Origin of the sequence: Acrocarpospora sp. B8E8, from assembly GCF_039871605.1 — a bacterium.
Taxonomy (GTDB): domain Bacteria; phylum Actinomycetota; class Actinomycetes; order Streptosporangiales; family Streptosporangiaceae; genus Acrocarpospora; species Acrocarpospora macrocephala.
This window is the reverse complement of sequence record NZ_JBDPLV010000035.1, coordinates 21,928-42,588: the sequence shown is the minus strand read 5'-3', so window position 1 is coordinate 42,588 and position 20,661 is coordinate 21,928. Positions and strand designations below refer to the sequence as shown.

Below are 20,661 nucleotides of genomic sequence, written 5' to 3'. Positions count from 1 at the left end.
CGGCCCGGGCGGAGTGCTCTACTGCCTACGGGGATCCCAGCCGCGGGTCTCCACCCGCAGACCGACCTTGCGCGCGATGTCCTCCCACTTCACGAACTTGAAGTTGGTGTTCTCGCGGACCTCGCCGTCGGCGTCCTTCGCCTCGGGCGTGTTGATCCCGTCGTGCGTGACGAACAGGCCATTGCCGAACGTGTCGCCGAGCGGCACGTTCATGGCCATCGCGCCGTCGCTGGTCTGCGCGCCGTCGACCCGCCGCAGCCCGACCTGGAACTGCCCGATGTACGCGTTGCCGCCCTCACGCCGGTACACGGCGAAGGTGTCGTCGCCCTGGCTGGACGCCAGCAGGTAGCCCGCCCCGCCGTTCCGGTAGTAGATCGTGAGGCCTTCGGCGTCGGCCGAGAGGTGGTTTCCGCCGAAGCCGCGGTCCAGGCCCGGGTCGCATTCCTCGGTCTCGGGGTCGTAGACGCCGGGCACGCCGTACTCGCGGACCTTGTCGAACAGGACCGGCTGGCCGGACAGGTCGGCGGGCATGCGCCAGATGCCGACGTCCTCCTGGGCGGCGTAGAGGACGTCCCGGCCGCCGTCGACGACCATGCCCTCGACCTGGGCCAGTTCGCCGGGCTCCAGGCAGGGGGTCCAGGTGGTGCCGTCGGGAAGCCGGAAGGAGGAGGGCAGGGTGAGGGTGCGGATCAGCTGGTAGCCGACCTTGCCGCCGGGGGCGGGCGTGAGCCGGAGCAGGCCGATGCTGGTCTGGTGGCGGCGGCTGACCAGCGCGTACACGCCGGTCTTGTCCTGCCAGGTGGCCAGGCCGTAGACGGTCTTGGCCTCGTTCACCTGCTCCTGGTCGTCGTTGAAGACGAAGGGCGCGTTCGGGTCGGTCACGTCGGTGAGCGGCGCGTTGGGCGCGGCGGAGTCGACGGCGTAGATCCTGAGCTGGTCGCGGCCGCGGTCGGTGACCACGGCGAGGTCGCGGCCGCCGAAGCCGTACACCAGGTCGACGTTGTTGAACCGGCCGGGCTCGTCGTCCTCGCCCGGGGCGGCCGGCGCGGCGATGTGCTGTACCTGCGCGCCCTTCAGGTCGTAGACGTAGAGGCCGCCCTCCTTGGCGGTGGCGACGACCAGGCTCTTGCCGGGCTTGGCCGGGTGCACCCAGATCGCCGGGTCGTCACCGTTGGCGTTGCCGCCGTCGCCGTCGTCGAACAGCGCGGGGGTCTCGAACTTGGCGGTGACGGTCGGCACCCCGTCGGCCTGGGCGGGTGACGCGGTCGCTACCGGGGCCAGCGTCGCGACCAGCGACAGGGCCAGGCCGGCGAGCGACGGCGGGGACAGAGGGCGCATGGTGCTTCCTTGCTCTCGGTGATTCAGCCGCCCGATCTTGCCGCGCCGAGAAGAACGCCGGGAGAACATCGATGTGCTGTCAGGAGTCGAATCCCGCCAGACGGGGAAGCGCGGCCGAGCTCGCCCGGCGGGAAGAGCCCCCGATCCGCTGGGTGCCGGCATGCGGGCGGCCCGATATCCTCGCCCTCGTGGCTGACGCGATCCCTCGTCCAACCGCCCGCATCCTGATCGTGGATGGAAACGATCGGATTCTGCTGTTCCGCGCGTTGGGACCGACGAAGAATCCGGATTACGCCTGGTTCACACCTGGTGGCGGCGCCCATCCGGGTGAGGATCTGGCCGTGGCCGCCGTCCGGGAGTTACGCGAGGAGACCGGTTACCGCGTCGCTCCCGAAGCGATGGGCCCGGTCGTGGCCTTCACGTCGGGCCATTGGGTGGCCAACGACGGCACCCTGTACCACGCCGAGGACTCCTTCTTCTTCCTGCGGGTGCCCGAATTCGACGTGGACCTGTCCGGGATGGAAGAGTTCGAGAGCACGATGTTCGACTCCTTCCGCTGGTGGAGCCTCGCCGAACTGCGCGCCATCACCGACCGCGTCACCCCTCTCCAGCTGGCCGACCTGCTGGAACGCCTCCTGAAGGGCGACATCCCAGCCCAGCCCGTGATCATCCCCTGGGGCGCCCTTCCCGACTGAGGATCTCCAGGTAGTGCTGGTTGTGCATCACGCCGAGGATGTTCCCGAATGGGTCGACCACGGATGCGGTGACGAATCCGGGACCGCGTTCGATCGTCTTCTCGTGCGCCGTCGCGCCCAGGGACAGCAGCCGGTCGAAGGCGGCCTGGACGTCGTCCACGTGCCAGTAGATCATCGCTCCCCCGGCTTCGCCCGACCGGCGGTGCGGGGCGAACCGGCTGTCGACGATGCCGAGTTCGTGCTGGTAGTCGCCGACGCGGAACTCGATGTACGCGGGCGGGCCCTCGATCGGCCGGACGAAGTACGGTTCGATGCCGAGCACCTCGGCGTACCAGGCGTGGGCGGCCGTGAGGTCGTCGGCGTAGAAGGTGACGGTGGTGAGTCCTCGCAACATCGGTGCGGTCCTTTCTTTCGGTCGGTGACAGCACTCATCCTCCGGCCCAAAGTGCTCACCAATTGAGCACTTTGTTTGGGAAAGTGGGGTCATGCGCGCCGACCGCCTCGTGACCGTCCTCCTGCTCATGCAAACCCGTGGCCGGGTTACCGCCGCCGAGCTGGCCGACGAGCTTGAGGTGTCCGTCGCCACCGCGCGCCGCGATCTGGAGGCGCTGTCGGCGGCGGGCATCCCGGTGTATCCGCAGCCTGGACGCGGCGGTGGCTGGTCACTCGTCGGCGGCGCCCGTACCGACTTGACCGGCTTGTCGGCGGCTGAGGCGCAGGCGCTGTTCCTCCTCGTCGGACCGGCCGCGGCCGTCTCGTCCGAGGCCAAGGCGGCGCTGCGCAAGCTCGTCCGGGCGCTGCCGCAAACCTTCAGGGCCGACGCGGAAGCAGCCGCCGGCGCCACGATGATCGACCCCGCCCGCTGGGGCGGGCGTGATCGCCGCCGTCCCGAGATGGTCGACCTGCTCCAGACCGCGGTGATCCGCCGCCGGAAAGTACGCCTGACTTATACCAACAACGCCCGCCAGCAGACCGAACGGCTGATCGACCCCTGGGGGCTGATCGACAAGGACGACATCTGGTACCTGCTCGCCGGAACAGCACGGGGTCAGCGGACCTTCCGGGTCGACCGCGTCATCGGGGCCGAACTCACCGGCGAAGCCGCCGAACGCCCGGACGACTTCACCCTCGCCACCGCATGGCAACAGGTCGTCGGCGAGGTCGAGCAGCGCCGTTCGCGCACCTGGGCGACCGTCCTCATCGAGCCCAGGTTCGTGCGGGTCCTGCGAAACCAGTTCGGCCGCCACTGCCACCCCACCGGCGAGCTCGACCATGGCCGTGCCCAGGTCCGCCTTGGCGCGCCGACGCCGCTGGACATCGCCCGCCACCTGGCAGGCTGGGGCGCGCTGATCGAGGTGCTCGAACCCCGCTCCGTCCAGGCCGAACTGGCGCGTATCGGCTCCGAACTCGTGAGCCGCTACCCTCCGGAGCGGGGGTCGTCCGAACTCAGTTGACCTTCACGCAGATGACGTAGGCGTGCATCTCGGACGAGGTGTCTCCCAGCGGTCTCGCGGTGATCCACCACGCGTCGGCCTGTTCCCCGTCGGACGCGACGCGCTGGCCGCCCTCGTGGGCGATGGCGGGCGACGACATGTTGAAGACCCATTCCGTGGCGACGACTCCGTTGAAACCCCCACCGGTCGCGACCTCGCCGGGTTCGCAGCGGGCGACCACGTCTCCGGTGTTGCCCACGTCGCTCGGGGGGATCCGCACGGTCTCGCCCTTCCGGACGATGGGCACGCCCGCCATCCCGGCGGGACCCTGCGGCCCGGCGGGACCCGGGTCGCCCGCCGGACCGGGCGGCCCAGCGGGACCCGCGGGTCCTGTCGCGCCCGGGACACCCGCCGGGCCGGTCTGGTTCCAGGTGATCGGGGTCTCTAAAGCGAGGCAGCGCTGGTTCTTGGCAGGGTCGATCACCCGCAGGCTTCCGGTCAGCTTGCCGACGCAGCCGTGGAACTCCTCGGCCGGAACCGCCGCATATGCGGCCCCGCCGCCGAGAATGAGGATGCCCGCGGCCGCCAGCACACCCAAGCTTCTTTTTCGTGCCATTTCGTCCTCCTAGGAGTCCCCTAGAGGATCGATCTCCCGCTCGTACGGCACATGAGTACCCTCCTACTCATTCACAGCCCCACGCTAGAAGATCGTCATCGCCCTAGGGTGGAAACATGACGGGACGAGTGGTTTCGCGGGACGGGACCTCGATCGCGTACGACACGGTGGGCGGCGGGCCGGTCGTGATCCTGGTGGGCGGCGGGCTGGACGACGGGGCGGAGAACGCTCCGCTCGCCGCCGCGCTGGCCGGTCAGTTCACCGTCGTCAACTACAGCCGCCGTGGCCGTGGCGGCAGCGGCGACACCCTGCCGTACGCGCCGGAGCGTGAGATCGAGGATCTGGCCGCGTTGATCGCGGCGGCCGGTGGTCCCGCGCACCTGTTCGGCGCGTCGTCCGGGGGCGCGCTCGCCCTCGATGCCGCGGCGGCCGGGCTGCCGATCGGCGCGATCGCGCTGTACGAGGTTCCGTACATCATCGGGGACGGGGTCCCCGCCTGGCGGGAGTACGTGACGCGGCTGACCGCCGTGCTCGCCGAGGGCCGGCGCGATGAGGCGCTCCGGATGTTCATGCGCCTGGCCGGTTCCTCCGAGCAGGACATCGCGGGGGCCGCGGCCTCACCGCTGTGGCCCGGCCTGCTGGAGCTGGCCCACACCCTCGGCTACGACGCCGCCTGCCTGGGCGACGGCCCTCCACCGGCCGTGCGGCTGGCCGCCATCACGCGGCCGGTCCTGGTGACCACCGGCGCGCACGCGCCCCCGTTCTTCGTCGAGGCCGCCGACGCGGTGGCCGCGTGTGTCCCAGGCGCCGAACGCGCGACCGTCGACGTGCCAGGGCACGTGCCCGACCCGGCGGTCCTCGCGCCCGTGCTCGCCCGTTTCTTCCTGGCGGCATGAGCTGCCCGGGCGGGGAGCTCCTCCGCCCGGGCGGCCGTCGTTCAGGACCGGTCGAAGAGGCGGTCGCGGGTGGCGCGGGCGAGGCCCGGGTCGTCGGCGAAGACGCCGTCGACGCCCAGCTCGAAGAGGCGCTCGACCCAGCCCATCACGTCGCCGGTCGCGCGCGGGAACGCCGGGCTGGCCGGGTTGCCGAGCCGGTAGTCCAGCGGGAGCTGCGAGTTCTCGTCGCGGATCGTGAACGGGTGGACCTTCAGGCCCTTGCGGTGGGCGTCGCGGATGAGGCTGGTCGGCTGGCCCAGCTTGCCGGTGGCGTCGACGGGGATGATCCTGGTCGTCGCGGGGCCGATGCCGTCGGCGTACTTGGCGATGTCGCGCAGGCCGTCGGGGGTGATCAGGTTGTCGTAGGTGCGCGGGTCGCCGGCGGCCACCAGGTCGTAGGGCGCGCCCGAGCCGTTGATGAGCTGCACGATGGGCAGCCGCGTCTTGGCGCGCAGCTCCTTCAGGTTGGTGGTCTCGAAGGACTGGATGAACACCGGCGAGCGCTTGTCCCGCCAGCCGTGCCGGTTGAGCACCTCCAGCAGCGGCTCCTCCAGGGACAGGCCGATCGAGTCGAAGTACGTGGGGTGCTTGGTCTCGGGGTAGACGCCCACGCCGTACCGCTTGGCCAGCTGGATGACCTCGTCGAAGGTCGGGATCTGCGCGAGCCCGTTGTAGGCGGTGTTGTCCGGCCGCAGGTCGGGGATGCGCTCCTCGGCCCTGAGGGTGCGCAGCTCGGCCAGGGTGAAGTCCTCGGTGAACCAGCCGGTGATCTGCAGGCCGTCGATCGTCTTGGTGACTCGGCGGGCCGCGAACTCGGGATGGCTCTCCACGTCCGTGGTGCCGGAAATCTCGTTCTCGTGCCGGGCCACCAGGATGTGGTCCTTCGTGGAGACCAGATCGGGTTCGATGTAGTCGGCCCCCATCTTCGCGGCCGCCTCGTAGGACAGCAGCGTGTGCTCGGGCCGGAAAGCGGGAGCGCCGCGATGCCCGATGATGAGCGGCTTGTCGTCACCGTGCCGCTCGGCTCCGAAACGGTCCGCGGTGGCGTTGCCGGGCACCAGAACCGACACCAGCGCCCCTCCCGCGAGAACAGCCAGCGCACCGGCCAGCAACCTGCTTTTCACCATGACACATCCCTTTTCTGGAGAACTCGCGGGCACGCTAGCGAGGCCACCTGTCCCGGGAATGTCGAGGCAGTTAACGATCAGTGGGCACGCGCGGTCAGATGTACGCCCGGCAGCGGGTTGATCACGAATGCGGATCGGCGCGAACTCCGCGTAACCCGGCCGCATCGATCCAGGCATGAGGAAATCGGCCCTGGCCTGGATCGGTCACCCGCTGACCGTCGCCGCCGTAGTGGTCCTGCTGCTCAACGATCACCTTTTCAAGGGCCTGTGGCCCGGCGTGGTGACCGGGAAGCTCAGCGACCTCGTGGGGTTGATCGCCGCTCCGGCGCTGCTCAACCTGCTCATCCGCCGCCCGTGGTTGTCCATTCTGGTTACCGGCGCGGCGTTCACGCTGGTCAAGACCACCGCCATGGGCGCGTACCTCGCCTCCCAGGCGTGGACTCTCGCGTGGGGTCCCTCCCTGGTCCTGGCCGATCCGACCGACCTGTTCGCCCTGCCCGCCCTGTACGCCGCCTGGTGGATCTGGAACCATCCCGACCCGGGGGCGGAGCGGCTGGCCAGGGCGGTGGTCGTGATTCCCGTCACCGTGCTGGCCGTGTCGGCGACCAGCCAGTCGGAGCGCTACCGGCCGTACAGCGCCTATGCGGTCGAGGTGACGGGCGACAAGATCGTGGTCGCGATCCGCGGCTACAGCTCGTCCGACGCGTATCCCAAGGCGGGCTACGTCTCCGGCGACGGCGGGAGAACGTGGTACGGCCAGTCCACACCGCTGACGCTCAACCCCCAGACGTCGGCCTGCGTCGCGGACCGCTGCTACCGGATCGTGCCCGGCAGGCTCAAGGTCGAGGAGTCCACGAACGGCCGGTGGGTGACCTCGTGGGAGATCTCCCCCAGCGACCAGGACCGGCTGGGACGCGCCTACGCACCCGACTCCCCCGAGGACGCCGAGGCGGCCGAGTCCATGGCGATCGCGGTCCAGCAGCGTCCGGACGGGCACGTGGTGGTCGTCGCCAACGGCGCGGACGGGATCGCCCTGCGGGACGTCTCCGGCGCCTGGCACCGGCTGAGCTGGACGGAGCACGGCTTCGACGCCGCGGCGGCGGTGTCCCTGCCCGTGCCGGGAAAATACGACGACTCCGTTTCGACGACGGCGCTTCTGGCGGCCCTGGCGGCGGGGATGGCAGCGCTCGTCTGCGGGGCGCGGCGGCTCGACTTCGGCGCGGCCTCGTTGCTGACGTGGGTGGGGATCTGGCTGTTCTCGGGTTCGCGGACGGACCTGCTGTCCCACGTGTTCTTTCTGCTCCTGAGCCTGGGCATGGTGCCCGCCGGACTGGCCAGCATGATCGTAACCGGCATGCGGGCCGGAATTCCGTTCCGCGTCTGGGCGATCGGCGCGGCCACCACGGCCGTCACCTACTTCGCGGCCATGACGCCCATCTACCTGTGGAGCGCGGGCCATCTTGACCACTACTCCGTTGGGGTCGGCTGGTCGGTCATCCTCGGGTGCGCCACGGCCGTCGCGGGCATTCTCACAGTGTTTCACTTTGAGTACGGAAACATCCACTTAAAGTGAGATGGCGCTGGTCATCGTCATGGTCCACACTGCCGGATGGACAACGCGTAAGATGATCAAGAGATTGGTGTCCCTTCACCCCCGGGGAGCGGTTGCGTGCCGACTAGGCAGCGGGTTCGTCAGGTCCTGGAACACCGGCTCGCGCAGCGGGCCATCATCGCCGTCATCGTGATCAACGCGATCACCATCGGGTGCGAGACCAGCACCTATCTGATGGATCGGGCCGGGGGCGTGCTGCACGCCATCGACCGGATCGCGCTGGGCGTCTTCATCGCCGAACTGGGCGCCCGCCTCTACGCGTACGGACGGGCCTTCTGGTCCGATCCGTGGAACTGGTTCGACGCGATCATCGTGGGTCTCGCGCTGATTCCCGCGTCAGGCCCCGCCTCGGTGCTGCGGGCGCTGCGCATCCTGCGGGCCCTTCGCCTGGTCTCGGCGGTGCCGAGCATGCGGCGTGTGGTCGGAGCGCTGCTGACCGCGGTGCCCGGCATGGCCTCCATCATCGGCCTGCTCGTGCTCATGATCTACATCGCGGCGGTGATCGCCACCAAGCTGTTCGGCGACATCGTCCCCGAACGATTCGACGCACTCCCCCGCTCCCTGTTCACCCTGTTCCAGATCATGACAGGCGACGACTGGGGAAATGTCGCCCAGGAGGTGATGGAGCAGAAGCCATGGGCGTGGATCTTCTTCATCGCCTACATCCTGATCTCCACGTTCGTGGCCCTGAACCTGTTCATCGCCGTCGTGGTCAACGCCATGAACGACGCCGAGCCCTCCCCCGCGGAAACCCGGGCCCAGCGGGACATCGAAGCCCTCAAAGAGGACCTGGCGGCCATGAACGCCAAACTCGACCAGCTTCTCTCCCACACCGCCCAGGTCCGCGTCAACGGCCGCTCGCACGCGGACTAGGCGGAGCCGTGCTCACCCCAGCCGCGAGCCGAGCATGGCCGTACCCATCCCGGTCAGGCTCGGCAGCGCGGCGGGACGGCCGCTGATCAGCAACAGCAGGGCCTGGATGGGGCCCTCCACCACTACTCCATCGCCGACCGTCCAATCGACGTCGGTGGCGACCAGTCGTAGCCCCCGGAACTTGCGCTGCGGGTAGAAGGGGAAGCCCCGCTCCCAGATGTGGGTTGCGGCGGCGCGTGCCGGCTCAAGCGGCATGGGGCGTTCGATGCTCAGGGGCACGGCGATGTCCTGGCCGTGCACCAGGGCGTCGAAGAGCGGGTCGAGCGGTTTCGTGGTGGGCGCCAGGCGGCGCGAGTACGCCGACTCGCGGATCTCCTCGATGATTCCGGCGATCGGCCGTTCGGCGTACCGGATGGCGGAATCGCGGATCATCCTGTTGAAACTGCCGCGCGCCCTGATGAATTCGATCAGCACCGCCGCGTTGCCGGCCTGGGTGGCGACCGCGAGGTGCGCGGCCACGTCCCGGATCCGCCATCCCTCGCACAGCGACGGCCGATCCCAGTCGCCACCTTTCGGTAGCGCGTCGAGCATGTCGGCTAGGCTGTGCCGCTCGGCCTCGATGGCCGCCCAGATCTCCCGCTGGTCCATCACTCGCTCCTTAGTAAGGTATCCTGAATATAATGCTTCCTTAGCAATTGGAGAAGCCCTTTTGGCCGAGACCCATCCGCCGCACGTCGTCGCCCAGCTGTACGAGGCCTACCTCCGCCTCTCCGATGTCGTCTTCGAAGCCGGCAAGAGGTTCGACAACCGCCTACGCCCCGCCCACTCGGCGGTGTTCTTCCACATGGAACACGAGGGCATCCGGCTGAGCAGACTCGCCGAGAAGGCGCAGATGACCCCGCAGGCGATGGGCGAACTCGTCGACCAGCTCGAGGAGATGGGCTGCCTGCGCCGCATCCCCGACCCCGCCGACCGCCGCGCCAAACTCATCGTCTTCACCGAACTCGGCGGCAAGGCCCTCCTGATCGGCTACTCCGCCATCGACGCCGTCGAACACCGCCTCGCCACCCTCCTCGGCGACGACGGCTTCGAAGCCCTGCGAACCACCCTGAACCGCATCCGGACCGAATTCTGATGGCGTACGCGGACTGGCTCGCCGAATACGACCGGTCATACGAGGATCCACCGTCCACGAACATCGCGGAGTGCCCCGACTGCGGCGCCCGGGAACTACGCCTGGCGTTCGTCCAAAGCACCGGGGACCTGGAGAAGGGCGTTCCCCAATTCTGGTGCGGGAGCTGTCTGACCGGCATTTTCTTCTGCAGGGTCACGATTCCCGAGAACGCAACCGTCGTGTCCGGCGCGGAAATCCCCAACTTCCGCATCATCAGCCCAGACTGATCCCCATCGCGAGGATGAGAATGCCGTCCGCTCTCGTGCGGGGAACACCTCCTAGTTCGTCGGCGCGAGCCCTACCAGCAGGTCACGGACGGAGTCGTCGAGGTTTGCCTGGAGTTCGGGGCTGGAGACCGGCGGGTCGCATCGTTCCGTGATGTAGACGCTCGCGCGCGGGCCTTCCGAGTAGCCGAACATGAGGCGGAACGAGTCGCCTGAGCCTCCGTGACAGGAGCCACCGGTTGACCAGTGATCCACGGAATTCAAGGCCGCCGCCAGCGAGCGGGCCTCCTGCGGGCCATACTGCGCGCGAGCGTGTCTTTTGTGGCGCGGGGCGTTCCTGCATATCAGCACCGAGACCGGCGCTTCGGGAACCATCGACTGATCTTGGCCTCGACGCCCGCCTTCCCCCAGGCAAGGATGCTCCGGCGGTTCAATCTTCCAATTCCCCGTGCGATGCGCGGCGGTGATGGCCTTTCCGACGTACGATCGCGAACTCACGGTGCCATTGGTCGTCGCCACGCAGGAATTGACTTCCTCAGCGCTGCCCACCCATAGGGCCTCGCCACCGGGATAGTCAAACCGGATGAGATAGTTGATCATCCTGCCGCCCATTTGCGTGCAGTCCCAGCTATCCCCTGTAGTGGGGAGATATGACAAGTCCCGGGCCATCGCCAGCACGTCGTCCGTCACGACCCGGGATCCGGCCAGCCGTTCTCGGCCCATTCTCGTATTGGTTCCCGGGTAAGCGCAGATCGTCGCGGAGACCGGCTGACCCGGCACCAGCACATCATCGACTCCGTCGATATCCGCCGCCGCCGGAACCCAGCCCCCGGCCCCACCCCCGCCGTACTCCTGCGGACACGCCGACCGCGTGGTCGACGATTCCAACACCGACGCCGCCACGGAACACAATGCGACCACCGTCAACGTGAACCCGGCCACCAGAGAGCGCTTCACACCGTTAAGACGTCGATCCCGCCCGATCGGTTCGCCAACCGCTGCCATCAGCGGCAGCCTTCCTTGGCCGTATCAAGATCACTCTGATCCACGATCACGAAGGACCGCGCACAGCCGATGCCGCCACCGAAACGCACGCGAGAAGGCCTTTGATCAGGGCCTCTGGTATATAAGGCTGTGCTCGCGGCAAAGGTACAACGTGAGGCCCTCGGGTGTACTGGTGCGAGACAGACCTCCCCACACCTGGTCGGGATCATGCTTGAGAAGCAACGCCCGCAGTTCGCGGAAATCCGCCTCTACGGTGGCATGCGATTCCGGAACCGAGCCGCCCATGTCAGAGCCATCTTGCGGATTCTTGTGCGGGCTGGAATCAGGAATTTGAGCCACGAGTTCTTTCATCATATCCGCTTCGGCTTTGGTCTGCTGATCCATCTGATCCATGCTCATGCCCAGCATCGGCCCGACAAGAGGAGCCGAATGTTTGAGAACCCATACCAGGTATTTCAGATAAGGACTCATCATGCGCAACCACTCGGGCGGCACAGAGACGTGGTAGCGCCCGGCATCATCCGGAAGGCGATGCCACGCTCCGGGCTCTTCGCAGTAGAGCCGCAACTCGTATGCGGCGCCTGCTACTCGATTCTCGCGAACCGGCGTCAGCGAGAAGACGCTCGGGCACAACACCTCCTGCTGCGCCTGGACAATCCTTTGCAGCCGGAGGAACATGCGCTGCGTATACTCGGCTTGTCCATCATGCTTCGCACTCAGGTCAGTGAGCATTTTGGTCAGTCGTTCAAGGCCGATCCGCGCCGCGTCCCGTTCCGACGGGGCAAGCCCCAGGAGCAGCAATGGCACATCCTGAATCTCACCAGATTTGCGGCATTCGATCTCGTGGCGTGGCGGATTCCGCAGCAGTCGATTCTGCAAGTCGTCGTAGTCGAACAATTCGGTGCAGGGCAAGTCGTGGCTCATACGACAAGCGCATGGAACCTGTCGATTGATCTCAAGCCCGGGGAAGCGCAGAAATGTTCTGTTCAGCCCGTCGTCGAGAATCGAGAAGAAGGCCGCGGGCGCGGGGCCCCTGACCGACAGATGTATGAGGTTGCGATGGTGATCGGCCTGCACCAGGGCCCGATGCTTGGCATCAGTGTGCTGGAGCAGAACCCCCGCTCTCCAGTGCTGGTTCATCGTGAACCGATGCGAGCGCGCGATGAACCAGGTCGGGATCCCCGGCGGCATGGTGTTCAAGCGATAAAGGACTTTGATTTCTTTCGTGCCGGCCCACGTCAGGGGTTCATTCCACAGGTCCTGGTACGCCGGCGGATCCCACGGAAGCAAGTCCACCACCAAACTGATCTCTTCGTTATTCGTCTCCTCGATTCGATAGGACAGGTCATATTTGTCCATCATGCCAAGAAAGTGGTCACGTAGTCCGCGATCGAGATCCGACCAAAGCCCATCGACATGCGCGCGAGTGAGCAGACCATATCGGCTGGCCACTTCATTGCTGTCCAAGACCTTGCTGATGTAGTCATTTACCCATTCTGGCCTAAGAATCACCGTCTGAGCAAGTTCCGGATCATCGTGATAGTAGAGAATATCGCCCAGCTGATGCATTGCGGTGGCCATGTATTTCTGTTGGTTCTGGTCTGTCACTCCGGCCGCGTCCATGACATCCCACATACGCTTGGGTGTTATGTGCTTTTCCGGTAGCGCCCGCAACCCATCGGCACATGCCAGCCACATGGTCGGCCATTCCGTCCCCATCAACGGCAAAGTGGACGCCCGTTCCGCCACACATGCCAGGAGCTCCGCTATCCCGCTACGGGTAGCATTGTCGACGACGAGATTGCCGACAATTCTGGGGTACTCTTCTTTCAAAGTAGCCAAGGGCAGGTCGACCGGTCTCTCGTTAGCGTCAGCATGGGTGGCGATCAGAAGAACGGGAGATTCGGGTGCTCTCGCTTTGATGATATCCAGCCAGTAACGAAGCTTCCCCTGCTCCCAGCCGAGTCTTGAGTTCCAGAGCAGCAGGAACAAAGAACGGTCGGTCAGGAAGAACTGGTGAGTCGCGTGGTAGATCTGTTGCCCGCCGAAATCCCAGACGCTCAGGCTCATGTGAATATGGTCGCGGCCAGGGTGGTCCATTGCGACATGACTTATCCGGAGCCCATGCGTCGTAGGCTCCTGCGGGTCATGGTGATCACCGACAATTGCCTTGATCAGAGACGTCTTTCCGACGCCGCCTTCACCGACGATCAGTAACTTCGATGCCCATTGCTCGGAAGCACCTTCTCTTCGCGCCCGAAGAAAGGCCAGAACTGAATCTGTTCCGCTTGAGGTTATTTCGGGGGGAGGGCTGATGGATGGATTCCCGCGAGCCGAAAGCCGCTCTAGCATCGACAAGCCCACGATCCAGTCGGGCATGATGGCGAGCTTATTGTTACTAACGTCGAGATTGGAAAGTAAAGCGAGATTTCCCATGCTCTCCGGTAGCACAGTCAGCTGATTACCACCGAGCCTGAGGTCGGTGAGTGAATCCAGATCACCAATTCGCTCGGGAAGCAGGGTGAGCCGATTATTTTTCAGATTCAAATCAGTGAGCGAGGCAAGATCCCCAATACCCTCCGGCAATGCGGTCAACGAATTCCCGCCAAGGTTGAGATCGGTAAGCGAGGCGAGACTACCGATGCTTTCAGGAAGTGCGGTGAGCTGATTGTTGTTCAACCAGAGATAATAGAGTCCAGTAAATTCGCCAATCCAGTCGGGCAATGTGGTAAGTTGATTTCCCCTTAGATCAAGGAATGTGAGTTCAGTCAGGTTTGACATCCCTGAAACGAGAGCTTCGAGTCGACAATCAGATAGCATGAGATGTTTGAGATTAATAAAGGAACTGATCCAATCAGGAATCTCTGTGAGCTGATTCTGACTGAGGCTCAGGCTGATGAGTTCGGTGAGGCCGGCGAACCAGTCAGGCAAATCCGTCAACTGATTTCCGCGAAGATCAAGATTGGTGAGATTAGTCAGCCGGCCCATCCATTCCGGCAACTCACGCAACTGATTATTACCAAGATCAAGGCTCGCCAGATCACCGAAACCCGCAATCCAACCAGGCAAATCCGTCAACTGGCTGTCACTCAGGTCAAGCTCAGTCAAGCCAGTAAGCTGGATTATCGATTCCGGTGCCTGCCCAGCTACATTGCCACCGATTTTGAGACAGGTCAGGTCAGTTAGATCAGTTATCCATTCGGGCAGTTCAGATATTCGATTATTACTAATGTCGAGGTCGGTGAGATGGGTCAGCTGGGCCATCCATCCCGGCAACTCACGCAACTGATTATTGCCAAGATCAAGGCTCGTCAGATCACCGAGACCCGCAATCCAGCCAGGCAAATCCGTGAGCTGATTGTCACCTAGGTCCAGATTAGCGAGACCCTTCGGCCCACTAGGCCATTCTTGCAACTTCGTAAATCGATTATTTCTAATGCTCAATTTGGTGAGCTGGGTGAGATGGCTGACCCATTCTGGGAGTTGAGTGAGCTTATTGTCGGCAAGCTCCAATGCGACGAGATCGCGTGGCCCGCCGACCCATTCAGGCAATTCTGTCAACCTGTTACCGCCAACGTTGAGCATGGTCAGACCGGTGAAGCCACCAATCCAATCCGGGAGACGCGTGAGTCGATTATCACTCACGTTGAACACGGCCAAACCAGTGAGTCCCGCCATCCATTCCGGCAACTCAGAAAGCTGGTTCGAATCAAGGCCGAGCTCAGTCAGGGCCGTGAGATTCGCTATCCACTCGGGCAATTCGGTCAACCGGTTGCCGCCAATGTTGAGCGTGGTCAAACCAGTGAGTCCCGCCATCCATTCCGGCAACTCAGAAAGCTGGTTCGAACTAAGGCCGAGCTCGGTCAGACCCGTGAGATTCACCATCGACTCCGGCAGCCGATTGAGTTGAACACTCCAGGCATATAACTTGCTCAAGCCGGTTAGCCCCGCCATCCACTCCGGCAATTCGGTCAACCGGTTGCCGCCAATGTTGAGCATGGCCAAGCCGGTGAAGCCACCAATCCAATCCGGGAGACGCGTGAGTCGATTATCGTAAACGGTTAATGTTGTTAGCCCGGTAAGACGGGCCATCGCCTCCGGTAACTCGGTCAACCGGTTGCCACCAACATGGAATACAGTCAGGCCAGTAAGCTCTGCCATCGACTCCGGCAGTGTGGTGAGCCGATTATTATGAACGAGCAATTTAGAAAGCTTCGATAGCTTGGCCATCGATGCCGGCAACGCCGTCAGCCGGTTATCTCCAACATTGAGTGTGGCCAGACCGGTAATATTCGAAATCCAATCCGGTAACTCAGTGAGGCGGCAACCCTGAAGACCGAGTTCGGTGAGGCTGGACAGTGAGCCAATCCATTCCGGCAATCCGGAAAACTGATTATCCCCGATGTCGAGCTCGATCAGATCGGTGAAGCCACCAATCCAATCCGGCAGTCGCGTCAGGCGATTGTCTCTGAGGCGAAGCTTGGTCAGGCCAGTGAGCCCCGCCATCCGCTCCGGCAGTTCTGTCAGCCGGTTGCTGTTCACGTTGAGCCTGGTCAGGTTAGTGAGGTCCGCTATCCATTCCGGCAGGCGCGTAAGCCCATTGTCATAGACGACTAATTCCGTGAGCCCCGTGAGACCGGCCATCCAGTCGGGCAACTCCGATATCCGGTTAGATCCGACATGAAGTTCGGCCAGGTCGGTGAACCTCGCCATCCATTGTGGTAGGCGGGTAAGTCGATTATTCCAGAGGCGAAGGTCGATTAGGCCAGAGAGACCGGCAATCCACTCCGGTAATTCAGAGAGGCGGCAATCCTGCAGACCGAGTGCAGTGAGGTGGGTAAGTGACCCAATCCATTCGGGTAGCCGGAGTAGTTGGTTCTCACCGATGTTGAGCTTGGTGAGTTGATCGAGACCGGCCATCCAGTCCGGCAACTCGGTCAGCCGGTTGCCGCGCACGCTGAATTCGGTCAATGCGGTGAAGCCGGCTATCCAGTCCGGCACTTGGGTGAATCGATTGCCGCCCAGGTAGAGAGCGGTCAGACCAGTGAAACCCGCCATCCAATCCGGTAACTGGTCGAGCCAGTTGTCGTCCAGGTCGAGGCTGGTCAGGCTGGTGAGATCCGCCATCCAGTCCGGCAATTGCTCAAGACGGTTGCCGTAGATGGCGAACTCATTGAGGCTGGTTAGCCTGGCCATCCAGTCCGGTAGTCGCGCGAGTCGATTGTCGCCGAGATCAAGGTCGGTGAGACCGGGAAGATCGGCGATCCAACTGGGCGGCTCCGCCAGCCGGTTGTCGCTCAGATCCAGCTTGGCGAGGTCGCGGTGGCCGGCCATCCCATCCGGCAATTGAGAGAACCGGTTATTGCTGAGGTCAAGCTCGGTGAGGGCAGTGAGGTTGGCGATGCAGGCGGGCAGTTCAACGAACTGGTTGCCGCTCAAGTCGAGCTTGGTGAGGATGCTCAGGTCGCCGAGGCTCTCCGGCAGTGAACGCAGGCCCAGGTTGGAGAGGTCCAGACTGGTCGCTCCATCGCGAGTCACCTGATCGATGCGCTGCTGGATCAGATCCAAATCGCGAAGCACCGTGGACCCTATGCCTTTCGTCAGCTTCCGAGGCCACCTACCACGATCACATTATGTACCTGTTGATCCGCAATTCACATAAATCTTCGTAGATTCTCCCACCAGATCGCTATGTCCGGCTGGCAGCTTCTTCTTGCCCTGAAGGACAAAATTACAGATATGGAACACTGCGCCATAATCACACCATAAAGGGATAAATATGTAAGGCCATATCGATCATTATGGAGCATCAGTGACCGAATCCGTCGTCGAGCTGTTTGTCAGCCAGATCGATGACGGACAACGGCCCTGGTCAATCGTTTGCGTGTCCCTCCGGCTTGAGGCGGCGGATGTGCACATCGCCGCTTCGATCGCCCGGCCGAGTGCGTCTCGCTCCTACGCGGCGCCAGATGTGTCTCTGGTTCCGGAAGGTTCGGGGCGAGGGCGATAATTCTGGCGTGAAGGGGTATTCCAGGCGGTTGTTCTTGCAGGGTGGGGTTGTTGCCGCCGCGGGGGTGCTGGGGGCGGTGGTTCCGGCCGAGCCCGCGCATACACCGGATAGGTCGTTTGTGGTGTTGCGGCAGCGGTGGCGGGAGGTGACCGCGGGGGCTTGGGTCGATGCCGGGGTGGAGCCGTATCGGGCGAGGCTGGCGCAGTTGGGGGTGGAGGCGGGGCGGTTTCGGGATGCGATGGTGTTGTCAGATTTGGGGGTTTGGGGGGATTTGCCGTTTCCGTCGTTTGTGGGGACGCCGGAGCGGTTGCTGGGGATGGCGCGGGCGTTTGTACTGCCGGGGACGGGGGTGACCGGGGATCCGGGGTTGGGGGCGGCGGTGGGGGCGGGGATCGATCACTATCGGCGGCGGGTGTACGCGGTAGGGGCGGAGCCGGTGGGGAACTGGTGGCATTGGCGGATTGGGGCGCCGAAGCGGTTGCTCGACGCGGCTGTGCTGATCGGGGGGTATTTGAGTGAGCGGCAGAGTGGGGGGCTTCGGGATGCGGTGGATTACTTTGTCCCGGAGGGGTGGCTGGGGAGTTATCGCGGGAACAGCACGGGGGCCAATCGGGTCGATCTGTGTTTGGTGATGTTGCTGCGGGCGATGTTGCGGGCGGATCCGGAGAAGGCGGATCTGGCCGTGTCCGCGTTGTCGCCTGTCTTTCCGCTGGTGGAGGAGGGTGATGGCTTCTACCGGGATGGGTCGTTCATCCAGCACACGTTTGTTCCCTACCAGGGTGCGTACGGATCGACGTTGCTGAACGGGATCGCCACCATGTTCGCCGTGTTGCGCGGGTCCCCATGGGAGATCACCGATGAGCGCGTCTTCGACGCGGTGGAGCGGTCGTTCGCGCCCTTCATCCATGACGGGTTCTGCATGGATCTGGTCCGGGGGCGGGGAATCAACCGGAGGCCGTACGGGGATCATCAGCGGGGGCGGGAGATCGCGGGGTCGATTCTGCTGCTGGGGGAGGCGGCGGGGCCGGGGGTGCGGGCGCGGTGGCAGGGCATGGTCAAGGGGTGGGCGCGGCGGAACACGCACCAGCCCATGCTTGAGGCCGCGGAGCGGGATGATCTCGCATTTCACGCGCGGCTTGCCGCGGTTCTGGATGATGACGCGATTCCCGCGGCGGAGGAGCCGGTCGGACATCGGCTGTTGCCGATGAGCGCGCGGGCGGTGCATCGCAGGCCGGGGTGGTGCGCGGGGCTCAGCATGGCGTCGGATCGGGTTGGGCATTACGAGCACGGGAACGGGGAGAACCTGCGGGGGTGGCACACCGGGTCGGGGATGCTCTACTGGTGGGCGGCCGGGCATGGGGATCAGTATTCGGATTCGTTCTGGCCGACTGTCGATCCGTACCGGTTGCCGGGGACGACCGTTTCCACGCGGCGGTTGCCGGATGGGGCGGGCGCCGGGTGGGGGGATACCTGTCCGCCGGGGCGGTGGGTGGGGGGCGCGACCGACGGTCTGTACGCGACGGTGGGTCAGCACTTGAATGGGCTGGAAAGCACGATGGAGGCATTCAAGTCGTGGTTCTTCCTTGATGATGCGATTGTCTGCTTAGGGGCGGGGATTGCCGGCAAGGACGGCGTGCCCGTCGAAACCATCGTGGATAACCGCAGGACGGAAACGTCGCTTACTCGCGGCGAGAACTGGGCGTATTTGGAGGGGCATGGCGGATATGTCGTGCCGGGAGGAGTTCGTACGCTCCAGGAGAAACGCACACATGGGCTGGTGAGCCGGAGCTATGCCACACTCTGGCTAGATCATGGAGTGGATCCCACCTCAGCGGGATATTTCTACACGCTTCTTCCGGGGGCGAGTGCGGAAGAAACGCAGGCCCGCGCCGCCGACCCCGCCTGGGTGGACGTCCTCGCGAACACGGCGCGGCAACAAGCGGTACGGATCCCCTCCCTCGGGATCACCGCCGCCAACTTCTGGAACGAAGGAACCGCGGGCCCGCTGACCGCCTCCGCCCCTTGCGCCGTCCTCGCCAGAGAGAACCCCGACGGCACCGCCACCGTGTCCGTGTCGGACCCCCGGCGCGACCTCACCGAACTCACCGTGACCTGGCACCGCCCGACCACCAAGATCCTTCAATCCCACCCTCTCGTGACCCGCGCCGCCCCCGGCCAGCAGCTCACCCTCACCTTCGGCGACCTCTCCCCCCAGCACGGCACGTCGATCACCGTCACGATCTCGGCCTAAAGTGCCACCGATTCATCCCGCCAGAACGACGGGGTGGTGATCCCCCACAGGCCCACCACCGCCGCCGCCACGGCCGGAACCGCCTCGACCAGCGCGCATCGCGCCGTGGCCAGATTTCGGTTGCTGCAAAAATACCCGTCATCGTGGGCCATTTCATAGCATCACGCGTGGTTAGTACTCCATGCAACGAGGTCAGGACCAGAAATCTGGAGCGTAACCGGAACGGCGTCATCAGACGGCTTCCCGATCCAGTTGCGCCCGCGCCGCGCGCAGGACCGGATGATCGGCGCTCACCTGCGGTTCCAGCGTCGCGACGACCGTCCGGTAGGCGGCGACGGCCTCCGCACGCCGCCCGGACACCCGATACAGGTAGGCCAGGTTGTTGAGCGTCCGCATCGTCTCGGGATGACCTGATCCGAGCAGGTCCCGCTGGAGGGCCAGCGCTTCGTCGTACAGGAGCTGCGACTCCTCGTAACGCCCGCGCGCCTCGGCGATGGCCGCCAGGTTGCCCAGGTTGAACGCCACCTCCGGATGCGCCCGCCCGCGCACCCGCTCGAAGATCGCCACCGCCCGTTCGAAACAGGCGCGCGCCTCCTCGAACTTGCCCTGGGCCTCCAGCAGCACGCCGAGATTGGCCAGGTCGGCGGCGACGTCCTCGTGGTCGGCCCCGACCAAGGCGACTCGCAGCTCGACCGCGCGCCGGGCGTCCGCCTCGCCGTCGGCCGACTGCCCCCGGCTGTGCGCCAGACCGGCGAGATTGTGCAGAAGCGTGGCCATCATCGGCCCGGCCGGATCCGCCGGCTCGATCACCGCCCGGGCCTGCTCGTACGCCCGGCGCGCGTCGTCATACCGCCCCAGATACTTGTAGACGACGCCCAGCCCGTTGGCGCACCGGGCGTCTTCCTCACTGTCGGCCACCGCGTCCCGCCTGGCCGTGAGCAGCACGTCCTCGGCCTGCCGGTAATGCCCGCCGAGGATCAGGAGCTGGGCACACTCGATTGGGTCGATCTCGTCCGGCGTCGGCTCAGACACGAACGCCACTCCCCTCACACCGCGTCGAAGAACACTTTTTGCGAGATCGCCAGGCGGCGAGCTGAGTGGACCGGTGCTTGACCGGTCCACTCAGATCCTGAATGTGGTACGTGTGCGGACCACTCAGGTCATAGGGGTTTCGGAACTAGTCAGCCAGCCCGCGGATGATCAGGGCGTGATTGAGGTTAAGCCCCCGGATGATCAGGGCGTGATTCATCATGCCGGGCTTGATCTGGTGACTGTCCATTCCATGCTCCTCGCTTCCTCGTCGGCTGTTCCAACTAGAAATAGACACCCCGATCACCACCCGGAGGCAGAGCCGCTCGGAGCGGAAAA

At 64.8% G+C, this 20,661-nt stretch carries 17 protein-coding genes; 8 read left to right on the top strand and 9 right to left on the bottom strand.

The annotated features are described in order from the left end of the window. Positions 1-18: 18 nt before the first annotated feature. A complete protein-coding gene (locus ABGB08_RS29895) occupies positions 19-1,338 on the bottom strand; it encodes a phytase (RefSeq protein WP_347596590.1) in 1,320 nt (439 codons plus the stop codon). A gap of 188 nt (positions 1,339-1,526) precedes the next feature. Between ABGB08_RS29895 and ABGB08_RS29890 the strand changes: the two genes are divergently transcribed. Continuing rightward, positions 1,527-2,033 (top strand): NUDIX domain-containing protein, encoded by a 507-nt coding sequence (locus ABGB08_RS29890; protein WP_347596587.1) that lies wholly within the window; start codon positions 1,527-1,529, stop codon positions 2,031-2,033. Here ABGB08_RS29890 and ABGB08_RS29885 read toward each other — a convergent pair. Continuing rightward, positions 2,005-2,427, bottom strand: a complete 423-nt coding sequence (locus ABGB08_RS29885) for a VOC family protein (protein WP_347596584.1) — start codon at positions 2,425-2,427, stop codon at positions 2,005-2,007. The genes ABGB08_RS29890 and ABGB08_RS29885 overlap by 29 nt on opposite strands. 91 nt (positions 2,428-2,518) lie before the next feature. On the opposite strand from ABGB08_RS29885, the gene ABGB08_RS29880 reads away from it, so the two are divergent. Beyond that, complete coding sequence (locus tag ABGB08_RS29880) at positions 2,519-3,487, top strand: WYL domain-containing protein (protein WP_347596581.1); 969 nt, start codon at positions 2,519-2,521, stop codon at positions 3,485-3,487. On the opposite strand, the gene ABGB08_RS29875 is transcribed toward ABGB08_RS29880, so the two are convergent. Beyond that, positions 3,480-4,082, bottom strand: coding sequence for a hypothetical protein (locus tag ABGB08_RS29875; RefSeq protein ID WP_347596578.1), 603 nt, complete (start codon positions 4,080-4,082; stop codon positions 3,480-3,482). The two genes, ABGB08_RS29880 and ABGB08_RS29875, sit on opposite strands and share 8 nt — an antisense overlap. 116 nt (positions 4,083-4,198) lie before the next feature. Here ABGB08_RS29875 and ABGB08_RS29870 point away from each other — a divergent pair, with 116 nt between their 5' ends. Beyond that, positions 4,199-4,978, top strand: coding sequence for an alpha/beta fold hydrolase (locus ABGB08_RS29870; protein ID WP_347596575.1), 780 nt, complete (start codon positions 4,199-4,201; stop codon positions 4,976-4,978). A 41-nt stretch (positions 4,979-5,019) separates the two neighbouring features. On the opposite strand, the gene ABGB08_RS29865 is transcribed toward ABGB08_RS29870, so the two are convergent. Beyond that, positions 5,020-6,144 carry a glycerophosphodiester phosphodiesterase gene (locus ABGB08_RS29865; RefSeq protein ID WP_347596572.1) on the bottom strand — a complete coding sequence of 375 codons (1,125 nt, stop codon included), beginning with the start codon at positions 6,142-6,144 and terminating at the stop codon, positions 5,020-5,022. Between the two features lie 175 nt (positions 6,145-6,319). Here ABGB08_RS29865 and ABGB08_RS29860 point away from each other — a divergent pair, with 175 nt between their 5' ends. Together ABGB08_RS29860 and ABGB08_RS29855 are read left to right on the top strand one after the other, a co-directional pair. Further along, positions 6,320-7,717 (top strand): hypothetical protein, encoded by a 1,398-nt coding sequence (locus ABGB08_RS29860; RefSeq protein WP_347596569.1) that lies wholly within the window; start codon positions 6,320-6,322, stop codon positions 7,715-7,717. A gap of 96 nt (positions 7,718-7,813) precedes the next feature. Then, positions 7,814-8,629: an ion transporter gene (locus tag ABGB08_RS29855; protein ID WP_347596566.1), complete on the top strand. Its 816-nt coding sequence runs from the start codon at positions 7,814-7,816 to the stop codon at positions 8,627-8,629. A 12-nt stretch (positions 8,630-8,641) separates the two neighbouring features. Here ABGB08_RS29855 and ABGB08_RS29850 read toward each other — a convergent pair whose 3' ends face one another. Continuing rightward, entirely contained in the window at positions 8,642-9,277 is a 636-nt protein-coding gene (locus ABGB08_RS29850; protein WP_347596563.1) for a maleylpyruvate isomerase family mycothiol-dependent enzyme, read from the bottom strand. A gap of 61 nt (positions 9,278-9,338) precedes the next feature. Between ABGB08_RS29850 and ABGB08_RS29845 the strand changes: the two genes are divergently transcribed. Further along, complete coding sequence (locus ABGB08_RS29845) at positions 9,339-9,764, top strand: MarR family transcriptional regulator (RefSeq protein ID WP_347596560.1); 426 nt, start codon at positions 9,339-9,341, stop codon at positions 9,762-9,764. Then, positions 9,764-10,030 carry a hypothetical protein gene (locus tag ABGB08_RS29840; RefSeq protein ID WP_347596557.1) on the top strand — a complete coding sequence of 89 codons (267 nt, stop codon included), beginning with the start codon at positions 9,764-9,766 and terminating at the stop codon, positions 10,028-10,030. Before ABGB08_RS29845 ends, ABGB08_RS29840 begins: the two co-directional genes overlap by 1 nt. Positions 10,031-10,081: 51 nt before the next feature. Here the strand turns inward: ABGB08_RS29840 and ABGB08_RS29835 are convergent, their stop codons facing one another. After that, positions 10,082-11,032 (bottom strand): hypothetical protein, encoded by a 951-nt coding sequence (locus ABGB08_RS29835; protein WP_347596554.1) that lies wholly within the window; start codon positions 11,030-11,032, stop codon positions 10,082-10,084. Positions 11,033-11,137: 105 nt separating this feature from the next. Next, positions 11,138-16,612 (bottom strand): leucine-rich repeat domain-containing protein, encoded by a 5,475-nt coding sequence (locus ABGB08_RS29830; RefSeq protein WP_347596551.1) that lies wholly within the window; start codon positions 16,610-16,612, stop codon positions 11,138-11,140. A gap of 437 nt (positions 16,613-17,049) precedes the next feature. Here ABGB08_RS29830 and ABGB08_RS29825 point away from each other — a divergent pair, with 437 nt between their 5' ends. Beyond that, on the top strand, positions 17,050-19,293 hold the full coding sequence (locus ABGB08_RS29825) for a polysaccharide lyase 8 family protein (RefSeq protein ID WP_347596548.1): 2,244 nt from the start codon (positions 17,050-17,052) through the stop codon (positions 19,291-19,293). On the opposite strand, the gene ABGB08_RS29820 is transcribed toward ABGB08_RS29825, so the two are convergent. Both ABGB08_RS29820 and ABGB08_RS29815 read right to left on the bottom strand, forming a co-directional pair. Continuing rightward, a complete protein-coding gene (locus ABGB08_RS29820) occupies positions 19,290-19,445 on the bottom strand; it encodes a hypothetical protein (protein ID WP_347596545.1) in 156 nt (51 codons plus the stop codon). The two genes, ABGB08_RS29825 and ABGB08_RS29820, sit on opposite strands and share 4 nt — an antisense overlap. Before the next feature lie 79 nt (positions 19,446-19,524). Further along, on the bottom strand, positions 19,525-20,325 hold the full coding sequence (locus tag ABGB08_RS29815; RefSeq protein ID WP_347596542.1) for a tetratricopeptide repeat protein: 801 nt from the start codon (positions 20,323-20,325) through the stop codon (positions 19,525-19,527). Positions 20,326-20,661 lie beyond the last annotated feature (336 nt).

Excerpts from the sequence above, each read along its gene's own strand:
- ABGB08_RS29895 (WP_347596590.1), bottom strand. The coding sequence starts at position 1,338 with ATGCGCCCTCTGTCCCCGCCGTCGCTCGCCGGCCTGGCCCTGTCGCTG.
- ABGB08_RS29885 (WP_347596584.1), bottom strand. The coding sequence starts at position 2,427 with ATGTTGCGAGGACTCACCACCGTCACCTTCTACGCCGACGACCTCACG.
- ABGB08_RS29880 (WP_347596581.1), top strand. The coding sequence starts at position 2,519 with ATGCGCGCCGACCGCCTCGTGACCGTCCTCCTGCTCATGCAAACCCGT.
- ABGB08_RS29840 (WP_347596557.1), top strand. The coding sequence starts at position 9,764 with ATGGCGTACGCGGACTGGCTCGCCGAATACGACCGGTCATACGAGGAT.
- ABGB08_RS29835 (WP_347596554.1), bottom strand. The coding sequence starts at position 11,032 with ATGGCAGCGGTTGGCGAACCGATCGGGCGGGATCGACGTCTTAACGGT.
- ABGB08_RS29860 (WP_347596569.1), top strand. The coding sequence starts at position 6,320 with ATGAGGAAATCGGCCCTGGCCTGGATCGGTCACCCGCTGACCGTCGCC.
- ABGB08_RS29865 (WP_347596572.1), bottom strand. The coding sequence starts at position 6,144 with ATGGTGAAAAGCAGGTTGCTGGCCGGTGCGCTGGCTGTTCTCGCGGGA.
- ABGB08_RS29870 (WP_347596575.1), top strand. The coding sequence starts at position 4,199 with ATGACGGGACGAGTGGTTTCGCGGGACGGGACCTCGATCGCGTACGAC.
- ABGB08_RS29875 (WP_347596578.1), bottom strand. The coding sequence starts at position 4,082 with ATGGCACGAAAAAGAAGCTTGGGTGTGCTGGCGGCCGCGGGCATCCTC.
- ABGB08_RS29850 (WP_347596563.1), bottom strand. The coding sequence starts at position 9,277 with ATGGACCAGCGGGAGATCTGGGCGGCCATCGAGGCCGAGCGGCACAGC.
- ABGB08_RS29820 (WP_347596545.1), bottom strand. The coding sequence starts at position 19,445 with ATGGCCCACGATGACGGGTATTTTTGCAGCAACCGAAATCTGGCCACG.